This window comes from Oceanicaulis sp. UBA6590 (assembly GCF_002433705.1).
Classification (GTDB): Bacteria; Pseudomonadota; Alphaproteobacteria; order Caulobacterales; family Maricaulaceae; genus Oceanicaulis.
Genome location: NZ_DJIQ01000022.1, coordinates 241,582 through 264,100 on the forward strand (window position 1 = coordinate 241,582; position 22,519 = coordinate 264,100).

Annotated in this window: 16 protein-coding genes; 12 read left to right on the forward strand and 4 right to left on the reverse strand. The window is 62.8% G+C overall.

Translation table 11 applies throughout. The annotated features are described in order from the left end of the window. Window positions 1-33 precede the first annotated feature (33 nt). Window positions 34-675 (forward strand): peptide-methionine (S)-S-oxide reductase MsrA, encoded by a 642-nt coding sequence (gene msrA, locus B2Z70_RS04875; RefSeq protein WP_292981680.1) that lies wholly within the window; start codon window positions 34-36, stop codon window positions 673-675. On the opposite strand, the gene B2Z70_RS04880 is transcribed toward msrA, so the two are convergent. Further along, window positions 672-2,222 carry an ArnT family glycosyltransferase gene (locus tag B2Z70_RS04880; RefSeq protein ID WP_292981682.1) on the reverse strand — a complete coding sequence of 517 codons (1,551 nt, stop codon included), beginning with the start codon at window positions 2,220-2,222 and terminating at the stop codon, window positions 672-674. The two genes, msrA and B2Z70_RS04880, sit on opposite strands and share 4 nt — an antisense overlap. A 346-nt stretch (window positions 2,223-2,568) precedes the next feature. Between B2Z70_RS04880 and B2Z70_RS04885 the strand changes: the two genes are divergently transcribed. The 7 genes from B2Z70_RS04885 to B2Z70_RS04915 all read left to right on the forward strand — a co-directional run bounded on the left by B2Z70_RS04885 (window position 2,569) and on the right by B2Z70_RS04915 (window position 15,936). After that, window positions 2,569-5,829 carry a TonB-dependent receptor gene (locus B2Z70_RS04885; RefSeq protein ID WP_292981684.1) on the forward strand — a complete coding sequence of 1,087 codons (3,261 nt, stop codon included), beginning with the start codon at window positions 2,569-2,571 and terminating at the stop codon, window positions 5,827-5,829. A 380-nt stretch (window positions 5,830-6,209) separates the two neighbouring features. Continuing rightward, window positions 6,210-9,401 carry a TonB-dependent receptor gene (locus B2Z70_RS04890; protein ID WP_009802907.1) on the forward strand — a complete coding sequence of 1,064 codons (3,192 nt, stop codon included), beginning with the start codon at window positions 6,210-6,212 and terminating at the stop codon, window positions 9,399-9,401. Between the two features lie 164 nt (window positions 9,402-9,565). Further along, complete coding sequence (locus B2Z70_RS04895; RefSeq protein WP_009802908.1) at window positions 9,566-11,161, forward strand: alkaline phosphatase D family protein; 1,596 nt, start codon at window positions 9,566-9,568, stop codon at window positions 11,159-11,161. Window positions 11,162-11,215: 54 nt separating this feature from the next. Then, the gene (locus tag B2Z70_RS04900; RefSeq protein ID WP_292981687.1) at window positions 11,216-12,223 is read left to right on the forward strand and encodes an agmatine deiminase family protein; all 1,008 of its coding nucleotides are present in this window, start codon (window positions 11,216-11,218) and stop codon (window positions 12,221-12,223) included. 12 nt (window positions 12,224-12,235) lie between these two features. Beyond that, the gene (locus B2Z70_RS04905; RefSeq protein ID WP_292981689.1) at window positions 12,236-13,420 is read left to right on the forward strand and encodes a serine hydrolase domain-containing protein; all 1,185 of its coding nucleotides are present in this window, start codon (window positions 12,236-12,238) and stop codon (window positions 13,418-13,420) included. After that, window positions 13,420-14,253, forward strand: coding sequence for an N-carbamoylputrescine amidase (gene aguB / locus B2Z70_RS04910; RefSeq protein WP_292981691.1), 834 nt, complete (start codon window positions 13,420-13,422; stop codon window positions 14,251-14,253). Before B2Z70_RS04905 ends, aguB begins: the two co-directional genes overlap by 1 nt. A gap of 138 nt (window positions 14,254-14,391) precedes the next feature. Continuing rightward, window positions 14,392-15,936, forward strand: a complete 1,545-nt coding sequence (locus B2Z70_RS04915) for a bifunctional GNAT family N-acetyltransferase/carbon-nitrogen hydrolase family protein (RefSeq protein ID WP_009802912.1) — start codon at window positions 14,392-14,394, stop codon at window positions 15,934-15,936. A gap of 6 nt (window positions 15,937-15,942) precedes the next feature. Here B2Z70_RS04915 and B2Z70_RS04920 read toward each other — a convergent pair whose 3' ends face one another. The 3 genes from B2Z70_RS04920 to B2Z70_RS04930 form a co-directional block, all read right to left on the reverse strand. Then, on the reverse strand, window positions 15,943-16,119 hold the full coding sequence (locus tag B2Z70_RS04920) for a hypothetical protein (RefSeq protein WP_156776245.1): 177 nt from the start codon (window positions 16,117-16,119) through the stop codon (window positions 15,943-15,945). 72 nt (window positions 16,120-16,191) lie between these two features. Continuing rightward, window positions 16,192-16,845, reverse strand: a complete 654-nt coding sequence (locus tag B2Z70_RS04925) for a MarC family protein (RefSeq protein WP_009802914.1) — start codon at window positions 16,843-16,845, stop codon at window positions 16,192-16,194. Window positions 16,846-16,981: 136 nt separating this feature from the next. Continuing rightward, window positions 16,982-18,199, reverse strand: a complete 1,218-nt coding sequence (locus B2Z70_RS04930) for a substrate-binding domain-containing protein (protein WP_292981695.1) — start codon at window positions 18,197-18,199, stop codon at window positions 16,982-16,984. A 339-nt stretch (window positions 18,200-18,538) separates the two neighbouring features. On the opposite strand from B2Z70_RS04930, the gene B2Z70_RS04935 reads away from it, so the two are divergent. From B2Z70_RS04935 to speE, 4 genes are all read left to right on the forward strand, one after another. After that, the gene (locus B2Z70_RS04935) at window positions 18,539-19,795 is read left to right on the forward strand and encodes a type III PLP-dependent enzyme (RefSeq protein WP_292981697.1); all 1,257 of its coding nucleotides are present in this window, start codon (window positions 18,539-18,541) and stop codon (window positions 19,793-19,795) included. A gap of 2 nt (window positions 19,796-19,797) precedes the next feature. Further along, a complete protein-coding gene (locus B2Z70_RS04940; protein WP_292981699.1) occupies window positions 19,798-20,853 on the forward strand; it encodes a 1,9-bis(guanidino)-5-aza-nonane synthase in 1,056 nt (351 codons plus the stop codon). Window positions 20,854-20,912: 59 nt separating this feature from the next. Then, window positions 20,913-21,362 (forward strand): adenosylmethionine decarboxylase, encoded by a 450-nt coding sequence (speD, locus tag B2Z70_RS04945; protein WP_009802918.1) that lies wholly within the window; start codon window positions 20,913-20,915, stop codon window positions 21,360-21,362. Between the two features lie 149 nt (window positions 21,363-21,511). After that, window positions 21,512-22,399: a polyamine aminopropyltransferase gene (speE, locus tag B2Z70_RS04950; RefSeq protein ID WP_292981702.1), complete on the forward strand. Its 888-nt coding sequence runs from the start codon at window positions 21,512-21,514 to the stop codon at window positions 22,397-22,399. Window positions 22,400-22,519: the final 120 nt, after the last annotated feature.

The following is a 22,519-nucleotide window of genomic DNA, read 5'->3' on the forward strand; positions in this document are numbered from 1 at the left end:
ACTCTATGAGGGTAATCCCTGATGGAGACCGTCATGAAAGCTGTTCTCGTCGCCGCCCTCGCGGCCTTCTCGCTCTCCGGCGCCGCGTTGGCGCAGGATGAGACCTATGTGCACCCCGCTCAGTCTGAGGGCGCGGACCTGCCTGACGGGCTGGCCCATACCGTGTTCGCCTCGGGCTGTTTCTGGTGCACGGAAGCGGACTTTGAAAAGCTCGACGGCGTGGTCGAAGTGGTGTCCGGCTTTACGGGCGGTCGCGAGGAAAGCCCCGACTATTACGATGTGGCGCGGGGGCGGACCGGCCATAACGAGGCGGCGCGGATCATCTATGACCCGTCGGTCATCAGCTATGACGAGCTGCTGCATCATTACTGGCGCAATGTGGACCCGTTTGATGATGGCGGGCAGTTCTGTGACCGGGGTTCAGGCTATGCGCCCGGCATCTTCCCGGTGGACGCCGAACAGCATGCGGCGGCCGAAGCCTCGCTGCAGAGCGTTCAGGCTCTCTTTGACCGCCCTGTCATCGTGCCGGTGCGCGATCTGACAACCTTCTGGCCCGCCGGGATCGAACATCAGGATTATTACCAGACCCATCCGGCTCGCTATCAGCGCTATCGCTTTGGCTGCCGGCGGGACCAACGCCTGCGTCAGATCTGGAATGGCGTCGAAGAGGGTTAGGGCGCGTCAGCCCGAAGCGCAGCGACGCGGGCTTCATAGTCTGCGTCGCGCGTTATCCGCTCGTGTTCTTGTGCGCGAAAGACCTGATAGCGACGATAGCGATCCCCGCCGAGCGGAATTGCAATCTCGTCCACGCGCTCGAATGCGGCGAAATCCCACGCGAGCAGCGGTTCTTCCTCCGGGCGTTCGGAAATGACCAGCACCGGTTCGGCATAGCCGTCGGGCAAGGGCCAGGTCTGTTCGGCGAAGTTCTGTGCGTGCTCGGCGCGCACCCACATGAAGACCTGACCGTCGAAATCCTGCCCATAGCGCTGGAACTGGTGGAAGTCGTTGCGGTTGTCGAAAACCAGCGTGGCGACGTCTTGCTCCCGGGCGATCACTTCGACGGCCTGAACGGTTTCGGGCCAGCCGCGCACGCGCTTGAAGGCGTTGGCGAGCCCGGCTGCATCCGACAACGGCGTAGACGCGGCGAACGCCATCAGGGCCAGTCCCGCAATCGTATGCAGTCCCAGCGAGCCATACAGCGCCCATCGACGCCATTTCGGTCCGGTCAGCAAGAAGGCCGTCACCAGGATGACGCCGCTGACATAGGCGCTGGCGGCCCAGTTGGCGTGCGCGCGGCTGATGAAGGCCTGGGCGCAGACGATCAGGAGCACCGGCACGCAGAAGCCGACCAGCATCAGGCGAGGGCGCGCAGCGTTCCAGTCCAGTGAGACGTCGCGAAAGGCCGTGATCACGGCTGCAATCAGCACGATGAAAAAGACCGGGCCGAAGACGCCGAGCTGGCCGCTCAGAAAGTCTAGCAATTCCTCGGGGTGAAACAGGGAGCCGCCCCAATTGGCGTTGGCGGCGGTGTGAGACACGGTGGCGAACTCATGCTGGGCGTTCCAGATCACATTGCCTGAAATGATGAGTGCGAAGAGCGCCAGGGCGGCCGCGCCCTGGACAGACAGCAACGCCCGACGGGACGGCGCGTCAATGACAAGGCTGATGCCCAGTCCGATCAGCAGATAGATGGCGGCGTACTTGGACAGGAAGGCGTAGCCGGTCGCAGCGCCCAGCAGGAGCGCGAAGCGCCAGTCCGGGGCCTCGCGCAGGCGCACCAGGGCATAAAGCGCCGTACTGAAGCCCGCCATGAGGACGGCGTCCGTCGAAATGATGGTGGAGGACAGCCAGACTGCCGGCATCATGGCCCAGCCCAGCGCCGTGAACGCGCCGACCCGCACATCAAACAGACGCGCCGCCGTCAGGCCCAGCATGACGGCCGTGATCGAATGCAGGAACGGAGCGGCCAGCCGGACCGCCCAGTCCGCATTCCCGAAGATTGCGGTCGTGCTCGCGATGATCCAGGCAATCATGGGCGGTTTCGAGAAATAGCCCCAGTCCAGTGAGCGGGACCAGAGCCAGTACTGGGTTTCATCGGCATACAGGCTGTTGGGATCAGCCAGAAGCGCGAACACTCGCAAGACCAGAAGACCTGCGAGAATCGCTGCTGTCAGACGGATGAGCGGCTGGTCCGAGCCGGGCGAGATGTGATGCGTTTCCATGCCCGCTTCATGCTGTGAGCGAGCAGTCTTGTCAAAGAACAAGTCTGGCGGGCGAGGCGGGTGTGACCCGAAAGGCACGCACGGGACCGGGTGTACAGATATAACCAAATTGGTAAATCACCGCTTATTTTGCTGCGGCGCGTCATGAACCGGAAAATCCCCTTTTTCTAACAATTTAGTACCGCTTAGGTAATGATCCGTAATCAGATCAATTTCGGGATTCTGGCGACGAAACGGATAAAAAACCGAGGAATTACTGTCACTGAAGTGTCACGTATGGCCGTTATCGCCCGCATTCCAAGCGGGGCGCAGGGGGTGTCCCGTCGGTAAAGGTCGAAAGAGAAACATGTCGAAGTTCAATCCCTGGGCCTACGGTGCGGCTGCCGCCGCCCTGCTGGCCGCCGCTCCGACTGCGGTCTACGCTCAAGAGACGTCCTCCCAGCTGCGCGGCTCCATCGTCGACGCCTCCGGCAACCCGATTTCCGGCGCGCGCATCTCCATCATCCACACCCCGTCCGGCACGGTCAGCACCGCGACCACGAACGACACCGGTTCGTTCTTCGCGTCCGGTCTGCGCGTGGGCGGTCCCTACACCATCACCGTCGCCGCTTCCGGCTTTGACGGTCAGGCCCTTGAGGACCTGAACCTGCGTCCGGGTCCGCAAGCGCCGCTGCGCCTGACCCTGAACCCGCAAGCCGCCGACGTAATCGTCGTCACCGGCCAGGCGATCAACGCGACCGACCTGAACAACGGCGTGGGCTCCAACTACACCGCCCGCGACATCTCCAACCAGCCGTCCCTGAACCGCGACGTCATCGCCACCCTGGCGCGTGACCCGCTGGCGATCTCCAACGGCCCGAACAACCTCTCCGTGGCCGGCGTGAACCCGCGCTTCAACGGCGTGACCATCGACGGCGCCCGTCAGCAGGACGCGTTCGGCCTGGGCTCGAACACCTTCGCGACCGCCCGTTCGCCGATCAACATCGACATCCTCGAGTCCGTGTCGCTCGTGGCGTCCGATTACTCCGTCACCACCGGCGGCTTCACCGGCGGCGGCGTGATCGCCACCACCAAGGCCGGCACCAACGAGTTCGACGGTTCCGCGTTCTATTACTATCGCGACCAGGACTATTACGGCGAAGAATCCTTCGGCGGCGAGCGCACCTACAACCCGGGTGAGTTCGACGAGAAGGAATACGGCATCACCCTGCGTGGTCCGATCATCGAAGACGTGCTGTTCTTCTCGCTGTCCTACGACAAGTTCGAAACTGCCTCTGCGATCGACTTCACCGCGTCTGACAACAACTCCGGCGTGAACCCGCAGTTCTTCGACGCCCTGAACTCGCTCGTTCAGAACACCTACGGCATCGACATGCTGAGCCGTCCGGCTCAGGCCGCCGTGCCGTCCGAAACCGAGCGTTACTTCGCTCGCGTTGACTGGAACATCAACGACGACCACCGTCTGCGCGTTTCCTACCAGAAGACCGAAGACGCCGGCATCTCCAACATCGGTTCGCGCAACTTCGAATCGGCCTGGTACGACACGCCGACCTCCCTGGAATCCTGGTCCGGTGAACTGTTCTCCAACTGGAACGAGAACCTTTCCACCACCCTGCGCGCCAGCCACATCGACTTCGTGCGCGGCCAGAACTGCCGTGCGGCTGACGGCGTCGGCACCCTGGAATTCCGCCTGAGCGCGGCTGATGTCGCCGGCACCGCCCTTGACGGCCTGCTGACGAACTCCTCCGAGCAGACCTTCACCGGCGGCTGTGACCGTTTCCGTCACGCCAACGAATACTCTGACGAGCGTCTGACCCTGTTCGGCCAGGCCGACTATGTCTGGAACGACTTCGTGTTCACCGTCGGCGGCGAATACGAGCAGCTGGACGTGTTCAACGTGTTCGTCGAGCGTTCGCGCGGTCGCTTCATCTTCAACGATGTGGACGACATCCTGAACCAGACCGCTCGCGTGGAATACCGCAACGCGACGTCCAACAACTCCGCTGACGGCGCCGCCGCCTGGGGTTATGACCGTTACACCGCGTTCGGTCAGGCGACCTGGCAGGTCCTGGACAATCTCGAGCTGACCGGCGGCGTGCGCTACGAGCGTCTCGAGACCTCCGACCAGCCGACCTTCGACCCGACCTTCGCGAACTCTGTCGGCTTCGACAACACCGCGACCATCGATGGTCTGGATCTCGTGATGCCGCGTCTCGGCTTCCGCTACGAGCCGTTTGACCGCACCACCATCACCGGTGGTCTGGGCATCTTCGCCGGCGGCGATCCCGCCGTGTGGACCTCGAACGCCTATCAGGTTCCGGCCGTGTTCGCCTCTGGCAACTTCACGGGCGTGACCGGCAACTCTGTCCCGCAGCCGCTGCTGGATCAGGTCGCCAACGGCACCGCGCTCGCCATCGACGCCATCGACCCGAACTTCGAAATCCCGAACGATCTGAAAGCCTCGCTGCGGATCGACCAGGAATTCGATCTCGACTTCGGCGGCTTCAACCTGGGCAGCGGTTACCTGTTCTCCGCTCAGGTCCTGTACACCGAAGGCCAGACCACCTTCCTGTGGCGTGAAGCCGCTCAGACCAACGAGCAGCCCTACGCACAGACCGGCGTTGCTCCGGACGGCCGCACCATCTACGCCGACCTGGATGATCTGGGCGTGTCCAACCGCACCATCCTGACCAACGGTTCGGGCGGTGAGAGCCTTGTCTACACCCTGTCGCTGCAAAACGACTTCGACAACGGCTTCGGCTTCTTCGCCTCCTATGCGCACCAGGATGTCGAAATGCTGACCGAGGGCTCCTCCTCGCGCGGCATCTCCTCCTGGCGCGGTCAGCTGGCTGTGGACCGGAACTTCCCGGAAGCCCGCACCTCGATCTATCAGGTCGAGCATGCCTTCAAGCTGGCCTTCAGCTATGAGCGTGAATTCTACCGTGACCTGACCACCCGCGTGGACCTGTTCGGTCAGATCACCTCTGGCGATCCGTACACCTACACCTTTGACGTCAGCTCCTCGAACGCCCTGTTCGGTCGCGCCGGCAATGGTGAAAGCCCGTACGACAACTCGCCGCTGTACATCCCGACCGCCAACGACGCCCGCGTCGTGTACGGCTCCAACTTCGACCTGGCCGGCTTCAACGACCTGATCGACGAGCAAGGTCTGGCCCGCGGTCAGATCACCGAGGTCAACAACCTGTCCTCGCGTTGGAACCAGCGTTGGGACTTCCGCTTCCAGCAGGATCTGCCGGGCATTCCGGGCGCCGATCGCTGGGTTGGCGACAACCGTCTGAAGCTGGTCTTTGACGTCGAGAACGTCATGAACCTGATCAACGACGAGTGGGGCACCTACTCTTCCGGCATCAGCAACGGCCAGGCCGCCATCGTCTCCGCTGACCTCGTCAGCGCCGCCGATGTGGCTGCGAACGGCATCGACGCCGCCGCCGCCCTGACCGGTGACGCGCCGCGCACCACCTGCCTGACCGCGGGTGACTGCGTGTACCGTTACAACCGCTTCAACTCCGGTAACGGCAGCACCGACCGTCCGTCGTCTTCGGCTTCGGTCTGGAAAGCCCGCATCGGTATCCGTTACGAGTTCTAAGACTCACAACGGATCGAGCTGCACAGAGTGGGGCGGCGGTCATATGACCGCCGCCCTTCTTGTTGGTTCAAACGTGTCTGAAAAGTCACATTCGCTGAAAACCCGGCCCGCGGTTCCGCGTGCTCAGGGCGGGGCGAATGGTTAACGAATTTTCTTGCCGCTCCGTTTTTAGGCGTCGTCAAGGTCCTGACTCCCCTGTCAGAATCCAGTCACAAAACGCGTAAAGATCGTATCTGGGCAGACAAATTCATCCTGCCGGATGTCGTAAAAGCTTCACAAAACTGTCGCCCCAAGGTCGTCCGGGACCAATAAGCGGCCAAAAGTAAGTGCAGGCGACGGGCCTGTGCGGGTTTGAGGTCGATCTAGGGGGACCATCAAAAATGGCGCTTTTGAAAAACTTCGCGCGTAGCGCATCCGTAGCGGCGCTGGCCGCGCTCGCTCCGGTGGCCGCCGTTCACGCACAGCAAACCACAGGCTCCATCCGGGCGACGATCACCGATCCGTCCGGCGCGCCGGTTGTCAGCGCGAATGTGACAATCATTCACGAACCGACAGGGTCCGCGACGGTCGTCCAGTCCAGCAGCGACGGCCTTGTCCGCGCGAGCAATCTGCGCGTCGGCGGCCCCTACAGCCTGACCGTGACTGCGCCGGGCTATCGTCCGACCCGTGTTGAAGGCGTCAGCATCAATCTGGGTGAAAGCACCGATCTCGAACTGACCCTGGAATCGGGCGCTGTCGCGGAAGACGTGATCGTCGTGACCGGTTCCGCCATCAATGTGGTGGAAACCGCGATCGGCCCGAACGCGACCTTTGACCTTGGAACCCTGCAGAACGCCCCCGCGATCAACCGCACGCTCAATGATGTCGTGCGGATCGATCCGCGCATCTATGTGGACGAAGCGGATGTGGACGGCATCCAGTGCGCCGGCGCCAATTCGCGCTTCAATTCGCTGACCTTGGACGGCGTGCGTCTGAACGATGCTTTCGGCCTGAACCGCAATGGCTTCCCCACCGAGCGTCAGCCCTTCTCCTATGACGCCATTGAACAGGTGGCGGTCGAACTGGCGCCCTACGATGTCTATTACGGCGGCTTTTCGGCCTGTAACATCAACGCAGTGACCAAGTCCGGGACGAATGAGTTCCATGGCGGTCTGTTCTACGATTTCACCAGCGACGATCTCCGCGGCGACAGCCGGGAAGGCAATCCGGTTGAGCTCGCAGAGTTCGAGGAAGAGCGCTGGGGCTTCAATCTGAGCGGGCCGATTCTCCGCGACAAGCTGTTCTTCTTCGTCGCCTATGAATACCAGGAAGGCGCCAACACCTTTGATCGCGGTCCGGAAGGCTCCGGCGCGCTGAACGAAGTGTCCGGCTTCACCCAGGCGATGTTCGACGAGATCCGCGACATTGCGATCAACCAGTACAATTACGATCCCGGCACGCTGCCGACCTCCTTCCCGAACGAGGACGAGAAGCTGCTGGTCAAGCTGGACTGGGAGATCAACAACAATCACCGGGCGACGTTCACGTACAACTACAATGACGGCTTCAACATCAGTGAATCCGACGGCGACGCGAACGAGTTCGAATTCTCCAATCACCTCTACGAGCGCGGCGCCGAGCTGCACTCCTACACCGGCGCCCTGTTCTCCCAGTGGACCGACAACTTCTCCACCGAGGTGCGCCTGAGCTACACCGATCTGGACAATCGTCAGAATTCGGTGGGTCAGGACGGTTTCGGCGAGTTCCGCATCTTTGAGGGCGGCAACACCATCTATATCGGCGAGGACGATTCCCGTCAGTCCAATGACCTGAACTACACGGTAGAATCCGTCATCCTTCGCGGCAATTACGACTGGAACAACCACGCGCTCTCATTCGGGTTCGAGCGTGAGACCTTCGACGTCTACAACCTGTTCGTCCAGCACTCGATCGGCCAGTTCGACTTCAGCAGCATTGACGATTTCCGCAACGGCACGCCGAGCGGAATCGACTATGAGAATGCGCCGTCGCTGGATCCGATCGACGCCGCGGGCGAGTTCGCCTATTCCACCAATTCCCTCTACGCTCAGGACGAGTGGGATCTTCTCAACGGAATCGTGATCACCGCGGGGCTGCGCTATGACTGGTACACCTCCGACGACCTGCCGGCCGAGAATGCGGACTTCCTGGCCAGCTACGGCTACACGAACGCCAACAATCTGGACGGTGAGGGCCTGCTGCAGCCGCGGGTCGGCGTTCAGTGGGACGTCAACGATCAGCTGACCTTGCGGGGCGGGTTCGGCCTGTTTTCGGGCGGCAACCCGAATGTCTGGCTGACGAACAACTACCAGAATGACTTCGTGCGGAAGTTCGGCGCGGATGAAGACGCGTTCTATGGCGCCGGCTTCACCTCGCTGTTCGACCCGGGCATCGTCTATCCGGATGGCCAGGGACCGGGCTATTCCGTCCCGTCCCAGCTCATTGACGCTGTCGCGGCCGCCGACTCCGTGTCGGGCTTCGAGATGAACAATCTTGATCCGAACTTCGAGATTCCGGGCGAGTGGAAAGCCTCTCTGGGCGCGACCTATCTGCTGGATCTGGCGGCTCCGTTCGTGGGCGGCGAGTACGTGCTGAACGCGGACTTCCTGTACACCCGCGACCATAACGCCGCGACGATCATTCGCGGCGATTTCGAGCCGAGCACGCCGGCGGTCGGCGGGCTGTTCCCGCAATACTCCAGCCCGCGCAGCCCGAACACGCTGACGCTGACCAACACCGATCTGGAAGCGGAATCCATCTCGCTCTCTTTCTCGGTGAGCCGTGAGTACGATTTCGGCCTCGATTGGGTGTTCGGCTATGCCTATAACGATGCGGAAGACGTGAACCCGATGACGTCCTCGGTGGCGTTCTCCAACTACACCTCTCCGGCCTTCGTGGATCCCAACAATCCGGGCATTGCGACCTCGAACTACAATATCGAGAACCGCTTCACCTTCCTGCTGAACTATGAAACCGACTGGCTGGTGCCGGACTATTACACCAGCATCGGCCTGTTCGCGCTGGCCTCTGAAGGCCGCCCGTACAGCTATACCATGACCAGCCGCGGCGGCGGCGACCTGTCGGGCTTCAACCCATTCCTGAGCGATAGCGACAACTATCTGCTGTATGTGCCGACCGGGGTGAGTGATCCGAACGTGGATCTGAGCGGCCTGACCGATGTCCAGGCCTTCTTCGACTATCTCGATGCCGAAGGCCTGAGCGAATACGCAGGCGGTTTCGCGCCCCGCAACGGCTTCAATGGCGGTTGGTGGACCAAGGTCGACCTGCGCTTCGAGCAGGAGCTGCCGGGCCTGATGGAAGGGCATCGCACCAGCGCGTTCCTCGTGATCGACAACTTCACGAACCTGCTGAACGATGAATGGGGCATTCTGCGTGAAGCGAGCTTCCCGCGCCGCGTCAGCGTCGTGGACTCTCGCCTGAGCGGCGATGACAGCCAGTTCGTCTACACCAACTTCAATCCGGAAACGAAGGACCCGGTCGTGGGCGACGCCTCGATCTGGCAGATTCGCGTCGGCGTGCGCTACGAGTTCTAGGTCTCGCCGACCGTTTTGATCCCAGCAAGGAGGGCGGCCCCGGGGCCGCCCTTTTCTTTTTATGACTGACCGGCCGCGGCCTGGCGGCGACCCGTCGCAAAACTGTGATGGCTAGACGCTATGCAGGCCTTCACTGCTGATCGCCTGCCGCATGGGGAAACATCATGGTCCGCACTCTCGCCTCCGCCTGGACGCGCCGTTTCGTCCTGACCTCCGCCGCTTCCGGCGCCGCCGCCGCCCTGACGGCGGGCTGCACCATGCCGGTCACCGAAGCCTCGGCGCCGGTCTTCCGCAATGACCCGTTCAGCCTGGGCGTGGCGTCCGGCGAACCGACCTCGGACGGTTTCGTGCTGTGGACGCGCCTGGCGCCGAACCCGCTTGATCCCGATGGCGGCATGGCCCCCGAAGCGGTCGATGTGGCCTGGGAGCTTTCCGAGGACGAGGCGTTCACCACCATCGTGCGCACGGGCGTCGAGCGGGCGCTGCCCGATTGGGGCCATTCGGTTCATGCCGAGATCTATGGTCTGCCGGCGGGCCGCGAGTATTTCTTCCGCTTTCATGCGGGTGGGGTGACCAGCCCCGTCGGCCGTGCGCTGACCGCCCCGGCCTATGGCTCGGGCGTCGACGCGATGAAGATCGCCTGGTGTTCGTGCGCCCATTACGAGCAGGGCTTCTTCCACGCCTATCGCAACATGGCCGAAGAGCGCCCGGACCTGATCGTTCACACCGGCGATTACATCTATGAATCGAGCTGGGGCCCGCAGGTGCGCCGTCATGTGGTGCCCGAGCCTTACACGCTGACCGATTATCGCATGGTGCATGCGCTTTATCGCCTCGACCCGGACCTTCAGGCCGCCGCCGCCATTGCGCCCTGGCTGGTGACCTGGGACGACCATGAGGTCGACAATGACTATGCGGGCGATATTAGCGAGCAGGCGTTCGTCTCGGCGGAGGATTTCCGGGCCCGTCGTCTCGCGGCCTATCAGGCCTATTGGGAAAACATGCCCTTGCGCCGTCGCTCCATGCTGGAGCGCGCTTCGGGCCGTATGCGCATCTACTGGCAGACTGTCTTTGGCGATCTGGCCGAAGTGAACATGACCGATGGTCGCCAGTTCAAGACGCCCATGGCCTGCCCCACCGAATATGATCGCGGCGGCAATATCGTGCCCGCAAGCTGTGAAGAGCTGATCGATCCCGCCCGCACCTATCTGGGCAACAGCCAGGAGCGCTGGCTGGCGGGCGGAGTCGCCGGATCGGGCGCCATCTGGAGCTTCATTGTCCAGCCGACCCTGTTCTCGCCATTCAATTTCTCCAATGGCCAGACCGGCGAAGCCATGGTCTGGACCGATGGCTGGGATGGCTATCCGCTGGCGCGTCAGCGCCTGATCGATGCGCTGGCCCGCAAGGAGAACGCCAACCCGATCATCCTGGGCGGCGACACGCACTGCTACTGGGTCACCGATGTGAAGCAGGACTATGCCGACATGAACTCGGCCACCGTGGCGTCCGAGTTCGTCACCACAGCGGTCACCAGCCATCGCGGCGGGTATGAAAGCACCGCGGCCTTCCTGCCCGACAACCCGCATATCAAGCATTTCGACACGCGTGAGCAGGGCTATGGCCTGATCCGTCTGAGCCGTGAGCGGGCCGAGGTGGATCTGCGCGTTGTGGGCGATGTGGCGCGACGCGACGGCTATGCCCCGCGCAACCAGAAACAGTATGTCATCGAAGCGGGGCAGCCCGGCGCGGTGGAAGTCTGACCCGTCCGATAAATCCGCTACAATCGGGGTGCGGCGCGTGATATGGGCGTTGCCATGACCACACGCACCGTACCCCACGAAACCGCCCCCCAAACCGTCATCCACACCGCCTGGCCCTATCATGAGGACTGGGCGGAGGCGCTGGATGGCGCGCGCACGGAATTCACCGAGTTTCTGAGCCTCGTCGCCGCGCCGGGCGCGGACGGCAAGCCGCAGAAGCTGGTGATTTATGTCGCCAATGCCGAGGCCGAGGCCAGCGCCCGCCAGGCGCTGGGCGAGAAGGCTGTCTATGTGCGTGCGACCTATGGCGATGTCTGGACCCGCGACACGGGCCCGGTCTTCGTGAAGACCGATCAGGGGCTGAAGGCCGTACGCTTCCGCTTCAATGGCTGGGGCGGCAAGTACGAGTATCCGGGCGATGAGAGCATCGGCGCCGTGATCGCAAGACGCGCGGGCGCCGAGATCGAGACGCTCGACTGGATCTGCGAGGGCGGCGCGCTGGAGTTTGACGGCGAGGGCACGGTGATCACCACCCGTGACGTGGTGCTCAATCCCAACCGCAATCCGCGTCTGACTGAAGCCCGGGTCGAAGCCGACCTCAAGCGCACTTGCGGCGTCGAGAAAGTGATCTGGCTCGATGACGGGCTGGCGGGCGACCATACCGACGGGCATATCGACAATGTGGCGCGCTTTGCGGCGCCTGGCGTTGTGGTGACCCAGCGTCCGTCCGGGCTGGGCGATCCCAATACGGCGCTCTACGCCCGCACGGTGCGGGCGCTCAAACAGGCGAAGGACGCCAGGGGGCGGACACTGAAAGTGATCGAGATTCCGTCGCCTGGCTTTGTGGAAGCCGAGGATGGCGGTCCGGCGGCGGCCTCGCACATGAACTGGATCATCGGGCCGCGCCATGTGGTGATGCCGGCCTATAACCGGCATGCCGATGAGGCTGTGCGCGCACTTTCCCACGCTTTTCCTGAGCACGAGGTTGTCGCGAGCCCCGCAAATCATATCCTGACAGGTGGCGGCGCATTCCATTGCGTCACCAACAACCAACCTGATTAGGCTGATAACACCGTGATCGCACTCGCTCTTCCGCTCAGCGTCCTGTCCCTGGCTCTGGCGGACACATCCGCCTCTGCGCGTTCGCCCGACGCTGATGCGCCCCTGCGCGCCATGGAGGAAGCGCTCGACTATCTCGACGCGTTCCAGCTCGAAGTCGCTGATGTCGCCCAGCATGAGCGGATGGTGGGATTTGCGGCGGCGATCCTGGAAAACGGCGAGCCGGTGGCGATCTACACCTCTGGCGAGACGCGACGCGGTTCAGGCGAGGCGGTGACCGCAGACACGGTGTTCCGTCTTGCGTCCGTGTCCAAGACCTTTGCCGGAACCATGATGGGCCTTCTGGATGAGGCGGGTCTTGTAAGCTTGGATGCGCGTGTGCCCGAGAGCATTCTCGATCTGTCTGGTGAACGCCAGCCCACTTGGCGCGAGCTCGCCAGCCATCAGACCGGCCTGCCGCCGAACGCCTATGACAATCTGATCGAGGCGGGACGGGATGCGCACACCGTGCGCGCACGCCTGACCGAAGTGCCGCTCATGTGTCCGATGGGCGATTGCTATACCTATCAGAATGTGGCGTTCGACGTGGTGCGCGATCTGATCGAAGACGCCACTGGCCAGACCTATCAGGACGCTGTTCAGACCTATCTGTTTGATCCGCTTGGCATGCAGAGCGCTGGCTTCGGGGCTGAAAACCTCGAGCGCGCGGAAAGCTGGGCGGCGCCACATTTCGGACGCCGTCAGCGCTTAGGCGGTGCGGCGACGGATTATGACACCCTGCCGGCTGCGGCAGGCGTCTCGCTAAGCCTCAATGACCTGATCATCTGGGCTCAGGCCCAGATGGATCCCGAAGCGTTCGGTTTGCCGGCGGGCGCGATTGAACGCGCGCACACCCCGCAAACCCGCTCGCTGCGGGAAACCCGCAATCTGCGTCGCCTGGGCCGGGTGGAGGACACCGCCTATGGTTTGGGCTGGCGCATCTATGACTGGCAGGGCGAGCGCACGCTGATCGTTCATGGCGGCGCGCTCGCCGGTTATGGCTCGCAGGTCGTGCTGGAGCCTGAAACCGGTTTCGCCTTCGTTGCGTTGTGGAATGCAGACTTCGGCCTGCCGCGCCTGCTGTGGCCGACCGCTATGGATATGCGCACCGGCGACGGCCCTGGGGCCTTCGTCGACGATGCGATCGCTCGGATGAGATAATGACTGACACCTTCACCATGGGAGTCCTGCAAGCGCCGCTGGGCGGCGATATGGACGCCAACATCAAGACGATTTCAGACCTGGTGCGCGAAGCGGCCGGGCAGGGGGCTCAGGTCATCCTGCCGCCCGAACTGTTCCAGGGCCCGTATTTCTGCAAGACCCAGGTCGAGGACTGGTTCGCGACCGCCTATCCGGCGATGGAGCATCCGTGCGTCATCGCCATGCAGAAACTCGCGCAGGAACTGGATGTGGCCATTCCGGTGTCCATCTATGAACGCGAAGGGCCGCTTTACTACAACTCCATGGTCATGGTGGACGCTGGCGGCAAGGCGCTGGGCGTCTATCGCAAGAGCCATATCCCCGATGGCCCGGGCTATCAGGAGAAGTATTATTTCCGCCCCGGCGATACGGGCTTCCGGGTCTGGGACACGAAGTTCGGCAAGGTGGGCGTGGGCATTTGCTGGGACCAGTGGTTCCCCGAGGCGGCCCGCTCCATGGCGCTTCTGGGCGCGGAAATGTTGCTTTACCCGACCGCTATCGGCGCCGAGCCGCAAGCGCCGGAGATGGATACCGCCGCCGCCTGGCGCCGGGCCATGCAGGGCCACGCCGTCTCCAACTGTATTCCGATTGGCGCCGCCAACCGGATCGGCGATGAGGACGGTCAGGTCTTCTACGGGACCAGCTTCATTTGCGACAATACGGGCGAGGTGAAAGCCGAGCTGGGCCGGACCGAGACCGGGGTGCTGACCGCCACGTTTGACCGCAAGGCGCTCGACACCTTCCGCGCCGCCTGGGGCTTTTTCCGCGATCGTCGTCCGGAGCTGTATCTCTAGATCGCAACGCGGAACCGGGTGCGCGTTCTGCGCGTTAGCGATGAAAGACCGGCGTTTGCCGGTCCTGAAACCTAACAGAGCGCCGCCCGGACATGATGTCCGGCGCGGCGTCGCCTGTGATGCGCAGAAGGACTTCGCATGACCCAGACCCGCCGCTCCGCAAAACTTCTGGTCCGGACCGCCACGCTGGCCGATGTGCCCGCCATTCTGGACCTGCAGGAGCGGGCCTATCCGGGCTGGGATCCCGACACTCCGGCGATGATCCGCGGTCAGATCGCAAACTTCCCCGATGGCCAGTTCGTCGTCGAGTATGAAGGCGATCTGGTGGGCTGGTGCGCCAGCTTCATCATCGATGAGGAGGCGGCCTTCTCCCGCCACACCTGGGCCAGCATTACCGGCGGCGGCTTCGCGGCCCGTCATGATCCCGATGGCGACTGGGTCTATGGCATGGAAGTCGCCGTGGATCCGAGCCGGCGTCGCCTACGCATTGGTCAACGCCTGTATGATGCGCGAAAGGCCCTGTGCGAGGAATGGGGGCTGAAGGGCGTCGTCTTTGGCGGCCGCATGGCGGGCTTCCGTCGCAAGCGCAAGCAATATCCCACGCCGCAGGATTATCTTGACGCCGTGGTCAGCAACGAGCTGCGCGATCCGGTGCTGAACTTCCAGATGCGCATGGGGTATGAACCGGCGGGCGTTCTGAAGGGCTATCTGCCTGATGACAAGGACTCCGGCGGCGCGGCGGCCCGCATGGTCTGGCGCAATCCCATGTATGTGGAGAGCAATGGTCCGGTAAACCGGCCAACGCCGAACACTGTGCGCGTGGCGGCGATCCAGATGGCGATGCGGTCCATGGAGACGCTCAAGGAATTCGAGCGCAACGTCGAATACTTCGTCGAGGTCTGCTCGGATTATCGCGCCGATTTCTGCGTCTTCCCCGAAATGTTCACCGTGGCCCTGCTGGCGCTGGAAAAGCGCAAGCTGACGCCTGAGGAGAGCATCGCGGCGCTGTCGCGGCACACCCCGCGCTTCATCGAGCTGATGAGCACGCTGGCGGTGCGCTACAACATCAACATTGTGGGCGGCTCTCACCCCACGCGCACCGATGACGGCGACATCCAGAACGTCGCCTATGTCTTCCTGCGCGACGGCTCCGTTCATGCCCAGGAGAAGATCCACCCCACGCCGAATGAACGCTATTGGTGGAACATCAAGGGCGGCGACGCGGTCGCCACCATCCCCACCGATTGCGGGCCGGTGGGCGTGCTGATCTGCTATGACACCGAATTCCCCGAACTGGCCCGTCGTCTGGCCGATGAAGGCGCGAAGATCATCTTCGCCCCCTACGCCACCGATGACCGGGGCGGGCATTTGCGGGTGCGCTATTGCGCCCATGCGCGCGCCATCGAGAACCAGCTCTATGTGGTCACAGCGGGCAATGTGGGCAATCTGCCCGGCGTTGAGAACATGGATATCAACTACGCCCAGAGCGCCATCCTGACCCCGTGCGACTTCCCCTTCGCCCGCGACGGCATCGCGGCTGAGACCAGCGAGAATGTGGAGACGATCGCGGTGGCGGACCTGCACCTTGATGATCTCGTACAGGCGCGCCGGTCAGGCACGGTCCGCAATCTGCGTGACCGTCGCTTTGATCTGTACCGGATTGTCTGGAAGGATCGCGGCTAGGGCGGTTTATTTCGCCGGGCGTCCCGGGACCATCAGGGCGAGCGCCACAGCGCCCGCAAGCCCCGGCCAGGTGAAGGCCACGGCCTGATCGATCGCGCCGCCCATAAGGCTAAGCGCGCCGGCCAGCAGGCCGCCCAGGGCGATGAAAGCCGCCATGGCGAGTATGATCAGACGAAACGACACGGTCGGACGCTCCCACACCATTACGGCGTGAGTATGGCTCGATCCGGCTAATATTTGGTAAGGGCCGCGCGTCTAGCTCGCCAGAAGCGCGCCCTGAATGCCGTCAAAGATGAACTGGGCGGCCAGAGCCGCCAGGATGACGCCCAGAATGCGCGTGATCATGGCGGCCAGCGTGTCGCCGATCAGTTTCATGATCGCGCCCACGGCCAGGAACAGCACGAGGCAGAGCAGCAGGTTCGCGCCCATGCCGACGAACACCATCAATTGCCCGCCCAGACCTTCAGCCTCGTTCATGAACAGCATGATCGAGGCGATCGCGCCGGGACCGGCCAGCATCGGGATGGCCATGGGGAAGACGGAAATGTCCTCATGCGTGCCGGGAATTTCCTCATCAGCTTCGTTCAGGGCCTCGGCGCGTTCCTCGCGACGCTTGGAGCGCGTCTCGAAGATCATGTCGAGCGCCAGCATGAACAGCAGCACGCCGCCCGCAGCGCGGAAGGCGTCGAGACTGACATGCAGGGCGTCAAGCAGCCATTCCCCCAGATAGGCGAAGCCGAACAGGACAGCGGTCGCAATCAGCACGGATTTGATGGCCATCACGCGCCGGTGCGCGTTGGTGGAGCCTTCGGTCAGGCTCGCGAAGATCGGCGCCACGCCGATCGGGTCGATCACGACGAAAAACGTGACGAGCGAAGCCGTCATGAGGCTCAGATCCAGCGCGTCCATGTGCAGTCCCCAGATGAAACGATGCGTTGCATTTGCGGCCTAACACGAGCGGACGGGCTTGGCGAGGCCACGCGAACGCATTCCCGCCTTGCCAAAACGCAAGTTCGTCGCGCTCCGGTTGAGGGCGCTTCTGGAGCTAGCCGGGCATCTGCATCGGGGTGAGCGCGCGCGCCTCTTCGGCGGCTTGCTGGCGGCGGGCTTCGGGCAGCGCGATCAGTCCGCGTTCCGCCAGATAGCCGAACGGACCCCACGCATCCTCGCTGGTCAGCTCCTCCACGAAGGCCTGCAGGCCCGGCGCAACGCCGTCATGCTGGTTCTTGACGTACACGAACAAGGAACGCGAGCCGGGATAGACGCCGTTGGAGATGTTCTCATAGGTCGGTTCGATCCCGTCGATGCGCGCGGCCTGGATGCGGTCGCCATTCTGCTCGAGGAAGGAATAGCCGAAAATCCCGAAGGCGGAGGGGGAGTTCGCGAGAGTCTGTACGATCGTGTTGTCGTTCTCGCCTGCGTCCACCCACGCGCCATCCTCGCGAATGCGCGAGGCCAGGCGTTCGAACATGTGCGCATCCGTGTCGCTAAGCTCATCCAGACAGGGCACATGCTGGGCGCCCTCGATCATGTCGAGTTCGACAAAGGCGTCGCGCGTCCCCGAGGTGGGCGGCGGTCCAAACACCTCGATGCGTTGAGACGGCAATTCGGCTGAAATGTCGGACCAGCGCTGGAACGGGTTGGTAATGAAGGAATCACAGGAAAACCCGGCGATCTCGCCATAGCTTCGGCCTTCGCTGATCTCGCCCCGCCCGTCAAACAAGGGACGGCCCTCGGCGTCCACCGGCATCGGGGTTTCAGCGACCAGGGCCAGGAAAAGCTGAACGCGCTCGATGTCCATGGCATCCGAAACCACCGAATTGCCCAGGACGATCCCGTCATATCCGATCGGGATTTCGGTGATGGCCACAACGCCATTGTCCTGGCACAGCTGGTACTCGGTCGCCTTGATGGGGCGCGACGCTCCGGTGAGATCGGGAAAGCCCAGCCCCACGCCGGCGCAGAACAGGTTCATGCCCCCGCCCGTGCCGGTTGATTCCACCACCGGGGTCGGGAAAGCGCTCTTGGCGCCGAAATTCTCTGCGACCGCGGTGGCGAAGGGAAACACGGTAGAGGACCCCACCATGCGCAGGCCCTCGCGCCCGCCAACCCCTGCGCCAAGATTCGCTGAAGTCTGGGCGGCGGGTTCGACCGTCTCGGCGGGTTCGTCGAGCAGGACAATCTCCTCACGCGGTTCGCCGCACGCAGCGAGGGCCAGCATCGCCAGAGCGATGAAACCATGGTCGGCGCGCAGATAGGCCATGCGAGTTCTCCTGGAACTTTCAGATGCGGACAGCGTTGTGTCTTTTAACGCGACGAGCACGTCATTTGTATGACAGGCGCGTGACTTAATTGCCAGATCGCCTTTGGCGCAAAGGCATTCGGGCCGGTTTCCGGGGACGGGACGTCATATGCAAAACTTTTTTTTGAGGCGGATCGATGTTCTGATGAGCCGGTCAAAGAATTCGGAGCCCAAAAAAATGACAGGCGCGCGTATTTTCGGCTTTACATGGAAGGTCACAGGTACTAATTCGCGCCGTCCCGGCGGAGGCGACGCGCTCGATGCCGGATTGGGTTAACAACAAGCAGGGGGTTCCGTGAGTTGTCTCATTACCATACGCCCCTGGACCTGGTCCGCTCTCGGCCTGTCGAAGGCCCGGTCGCCTGCGCGCGGCCCGATCGACTGACGATTGCGGCATCCTGGTTCCAGAACAATTTTCCCGGCGAAGTTCTCTACGCGGTCAAGTCCAACCCGTCCGCGTGGGTGATCGACACCTTGTATGCCGCTGGCATGCGCTGGTTCGATGTGGCGTCGCTGAATGAAGTTGAGCTGATCGCATCCCGGTGTCCGGATGCGACGATGGCGTTCATGCATCCGGTGAAAAGCCGGCGCGCCATCAACAAGGCCTATTTCGATTACGGTGTGCGGATCTTCGTGCTCGACTGTGAAGCCGAGCTCGAGAAGATTCTCGTTGAAACCGGTTACGCCAAGGACCTGACCCTGGTGGTGCGGATCGCGGTCTCCAATGACGGCGCGACCCTGCCGCTGGCGGGCAAGTTCGGCGCGTCCGAAGACGACGCCGTGGAGCTGATCCAGCGCGCCCGCGTCTATGCGGACGAGCTCGGCGTGAGCTTCCATGTGGGCAGCCAGTGCATGGCGCCGAGCGCCTATCGGGGGGCCATGCTGGACGTGTCCCGCCTGATCAAGCGCGCGGCCGTCACCGTCGACATCGTGGACGTGGGCGGCGGCTTCCCCGTGGCCTATCCGGGCATGACCCCGCCGCCGCTGTCTGAGTATGTGGCCGCCATCGAGAATGCGTTCGAGGAGATGATGGTTCTCGAGAACGCCGATCTGTGGTGTGAGCCTGGCCGGGCGCTGTGCGCGGAATCCACCTCGATCCTGACCCGCGTCGAGCTGGTCAAGGGCGATCAGGTTTATCTCAATGACGGCGCTTACGGCACGCTGTTCGATCTGGTCCACATGAAGTGGCCCTATCCGATCCGCGTGCACCGGGCCAAGGGCGAACCCAGCGGTCAGACCGCCGGCTTCCGCCTGTACGGGCCGACATGCGACGCCATTGACGCTGTCTCCGCACCGGTTGAACTGCCGGTGGATCTGTCTGAAGGCGACGTGATCGAGTTCGCAATGCTGGGCGCATACGGCGTGGCCATGGCCACCCGGTTCAACGGCTTCGGCGAAGTGGAGACCGAGACGGTCTCCGACTTTCCCTGGGCGTCCGTCTATGACCGGCCTGTGGCCGATCAGCCGGCGGCGGCTGCTGAAGACGTTTCCGGACGTGTGGTGTCCTTCTCGCGCCTCAACCGGCGCCGTCGTAACCGTATTATGAAAAGGCGTTGAGGATGACTGACACCTCAAACCGCAAGGCCGAGCTGCTCTCCAGCCCGGTCGAACACATCGATATTTCCAGCTTTGACGGTCGTGTGATCATCGATGCCTGGGAGAAGATGAGCTTCACCTCCCGCGACGCGGCCCGCGCCGCGCGCATCCTGCAGGCGTCCCAAGAGGACAAGGACTGCGCCGTCATCCTGACGCTCGCAGGCTCGACCTCGGCCGGCGGCTGCATGCATGTGTGGCGCGACATGATCCGCAACAACATGGTCGACGCCGTGGTAGCCACGGGCGCGTCCATCGTGGACATGGATTTCTTCGAGGCGCTGGGCTTCAAGCACTATCAGGCCAAGGAAGTCCCCGACGACCGGGTGCTGCGCGATCTCTATATCGACCGCATCTACGACACCTATATCGACGAGGAAGACCTGCAGGCGTGCGACCATATCATTGGCGACATCGCTGACAGCCTTCCCGCCGGTCCGATCAGCTCGCGCGCCTTCATCAAGGCGATGGGCAAATGGCTCGCGGACGGCAACGCCAAGAAGGAAGGCTCTCTGATCGAAGAGTGCTATCGCCATGGCGTGCCGATCTTCGTGCCGGCGTTTTCCGATTGCTCGGCGGGCTTCGGTCTCGTCAAGCACCAGGTCAAGCGCATCAAGGCGGGCGAGGGCTATGTGTCCATCGACTCCGTGGCTGATTTCCGCGAACTGACCGACATCAAGATCAAGGCGGGCTCGACCGGCCTGTTCATGGTGGGCGGCGGCGTGCCGAAGAACTTCGCGCAGGACACCGTTGTCTGCGCCGAGATCCTCGGCCACGAAGACGTGGAAATGCACAAATATGCGGTGCAGATCACCGTGGCGGACGTGCGCGACGGCGCCTGCTCGTCCTCGACCCTGAAGGAGGCCTGCTCCTGGGGCAAGGTGGACGTGGCGCTCGAGCAGATGGTCTATGCCGAAGCCACCACGGTGGCGCCGGTGATCGTCTCTGACGTCTTCCATCGCGGCGCGTGGAAAACGCGTCCCCGTCGTCGGTTCGCCGACCTTTTCAACGACGCTTTCTAACAAGAACAAACGGGAGTGAGCGCGGCCGAGCGCCGCGTTCCCACACGGAAGGACCTCTCATGGATGGACTGACCCTGGCGGACAACCCGCAATTCGACACCGCGTTCGAGCCGGTTGACGCCAACGCCAAGGACGATCTCGACCACTTCATCATGGTCGACGGCAAGCAGGTGGCGGGCCGTCACCTGATCATCGACTTGATGGGCGCGCGTCACCTGACCGATGAAGATCGCATCCAGCAGGCGTTCCGCGATTGCGTGAAAGCCTGCGGCGCGACGCTGTTGCACATCCACACGCACGTGTTCGAGCCCAATGGCGGCGTGTCCGGCGTGGCGGTGCTGGCGGAAAGCCATATCTCGACCCACACCTGGCCCGAGCGCGACTATGCGGCGTTCGACGTGTTCATGTGCGGCGACGCCCAGCCGATCAAGGCGGTCGCGATCCTCAAGGAGGCCTTCGAGGCCGCTGAGGTGCGCGTCACCGAAATCCTGCGCGGCGAGGGCGCGTAAGCGCTTTTCGCCCACAGGGCTGACGGACAGGGAGCGGTTCTGCCAAGAACCGCTCCTTTTCACATTTTCCCTTGCCTTCAAGCGACGCGGACGCGAGTAAACCCGCGACCCGCCATCAGCGTTCCTGCACGCGCCTTCAGGAGAGTTTCATGACCGATACGCCCAAGCACACCTATCGCGACGCCAATGGCGATCTGTGGTTCCGGGAATCCCTGAGCGAGGGGATCGGCAATGGCCTGCGCATCGACAATCTGCTCTATGCCGAAGCCTCTGACGTTCAGGACCTGATCGTGTTCGAAAACAACGAGAACGGTCGCGTGCTGGCGATTGACGGTCTGGTGCAGGTCTCCATGGCGGACGAGTTCATCTATCACGAGATGGTCTCCCACGTGCCGCTCCTGTCGCACGGCGCGGTCAAGCGTGTGCTGATCGTGGGCGGCGGCGATGGCGGCGCCATGCGCGAAATGCTCAAGCACAAGGGCGTTGAATCGATCACCCTCGTGGAGATCGACCCGGACGTGATCGAGTTCTCCAAAAAATGGTTCCCGGACGTGCCCCAGGGCTCGTTCGATGATCCGCGCGTTAATGTGGTGATCGCGGATGGCTCGAAATATGTCGAGGAGACCTCGGACAAATTCGATCTCATCCTGATCGACTCCTCTGACCCGGTCGGGCCGAGCGCGGTGCTGTTCACCCGTGAATTCTACACCGCCTGCTCCAAGCTGCTGAATGAGGGCGGCGTCATCGTCACCCAGTCAGGCCTCGCCGCGATCCATCCCGAGCCGGTCAAATCCACCTCAGACAGCTTCAAATCGCTGTTCAAGCATTCGGGCTTTTACCTGATCTGCGTGCCGGCGTTTTCGGGTGGCTTCATGGCGCTGGGTTTCGCGACCAATGACGGAGCGACCTTTGATCGCGACATCGAGAAGATCCGCGAGCGTTTCGCTGCGCTCGATATCAAGACCAAGTATTACAGCCCCGAGATCCACAAGGGCAGCTTCGCCCTGCCGCCCTATATCGCCGAGAAAATCGCGTAAGGGCCGGGGCATTCATATTGAAGGCGGCGCAGGCGACTGCGTCGCCTTTTTTGTTCGGCCTCACCCTTCTCCCTGCGACCGTTCGTCTTTTCCGTGCACAGCCTCTTGTGTGCCGGATAT

What these genes read in the sequence shown, in the direction of transcription:
- speD (WP_009802918.1), top strand. Translation starts at nt 20,913, where the DNA reads ATGGATGGACTGACCCTGGCGGACAACCCGCAATTCGACACCGCGTTC.
- speE (WP_292981702.1), top strand. Translation starts at nt 21,512, where the DNA reads ATGACCGATACGCCCAAGCACACCTATCGCGACGCCAATGGCGATCTG.
- B2Z70_RS04880 (WP_292981682.1), bottom strand. Translation starts at nt 2,222, where the DNA reads ATGGAAACGCATCACATCTCGCCCGGCTCGGACCAGCCGCTCATCCGT.
- aguB (WP_292981691.1), top strand. Translation starts at nt 13,420, where the DNA reads ATGACTGACACCTTCACCATGGGAGTCCTGCAAGCGCCGCTGGGCGGC.
- B2Z70_RS04900 (WP_292981687.1), top strand. Translation starts at nt 11,216, where the DNA reads ATGACCACACGCACCGTACCCCACGAAACCGCCCCCCAAACCGTCATC.
- B2Z70_RS04930 (WP_292981695.1), bottom strand. Translation starts at nt 18,199, where the DNA reads ATGGCCTATCTGCGCGCCGACCATGGTTTCATCGCTCTGGCGATGCTG.
- B2Z70_RS04925 (WP_009802914.1), bottom strand. Translation starts at nt 16,845, where the DNA reads ATGGACGCGCTGGATCTGAGCCTCATGACGGCTTCGCTCGTCACGTTT.
- B2Z70_RS04915 (WP_009802912.1), top strand. Translation starts at nt 14,392, where the DNA reads ATGACCCAGACCCGCCGCTCCGCAAAACTTCTGGTCCGGACCGCCACG.
- B2Z70_RS04890 (WP_009802907.1), top strand. Translation starts at nt 6,210, where the DNA reads ATGGCGCTTTTGAAAAACTTCGCGCGTAGCGCATCCGTAGCGGCGCTG.
- B2Z70_RS04885 (WP_292981684.1), top strand. Translation starts at nt 2,569, where the DNA reads ATGTCGAAGTTCAATCCCTGGGCCTACGGTGCGGCTGCCGCCGCCCTG.
- B2Z70_RS04895 (WP_009802908.1), top strand. Translation starts at nt 9,566, where the DNA reads ATGGTCCGCACTCTCGCCTCCGCCTGGACGCGCCGTTTCGTCCTGACC.
- msrA (WP_292981680.1), top strand. Translation starts at nt 34, where the DNA reads ATGAAAGCTGTTCTCGTCGCCGCCCTCGCGGCCTTCTCGCTCTCCGGC.
- B2Z70_RS04940 (WP_292981699.1), top strand. Translation starts at nt 19,798, where the DNA reads ATGACTGACACCTCAAACCGCAAGGCCGAGCTGCTCTCCAGCCCGGTC.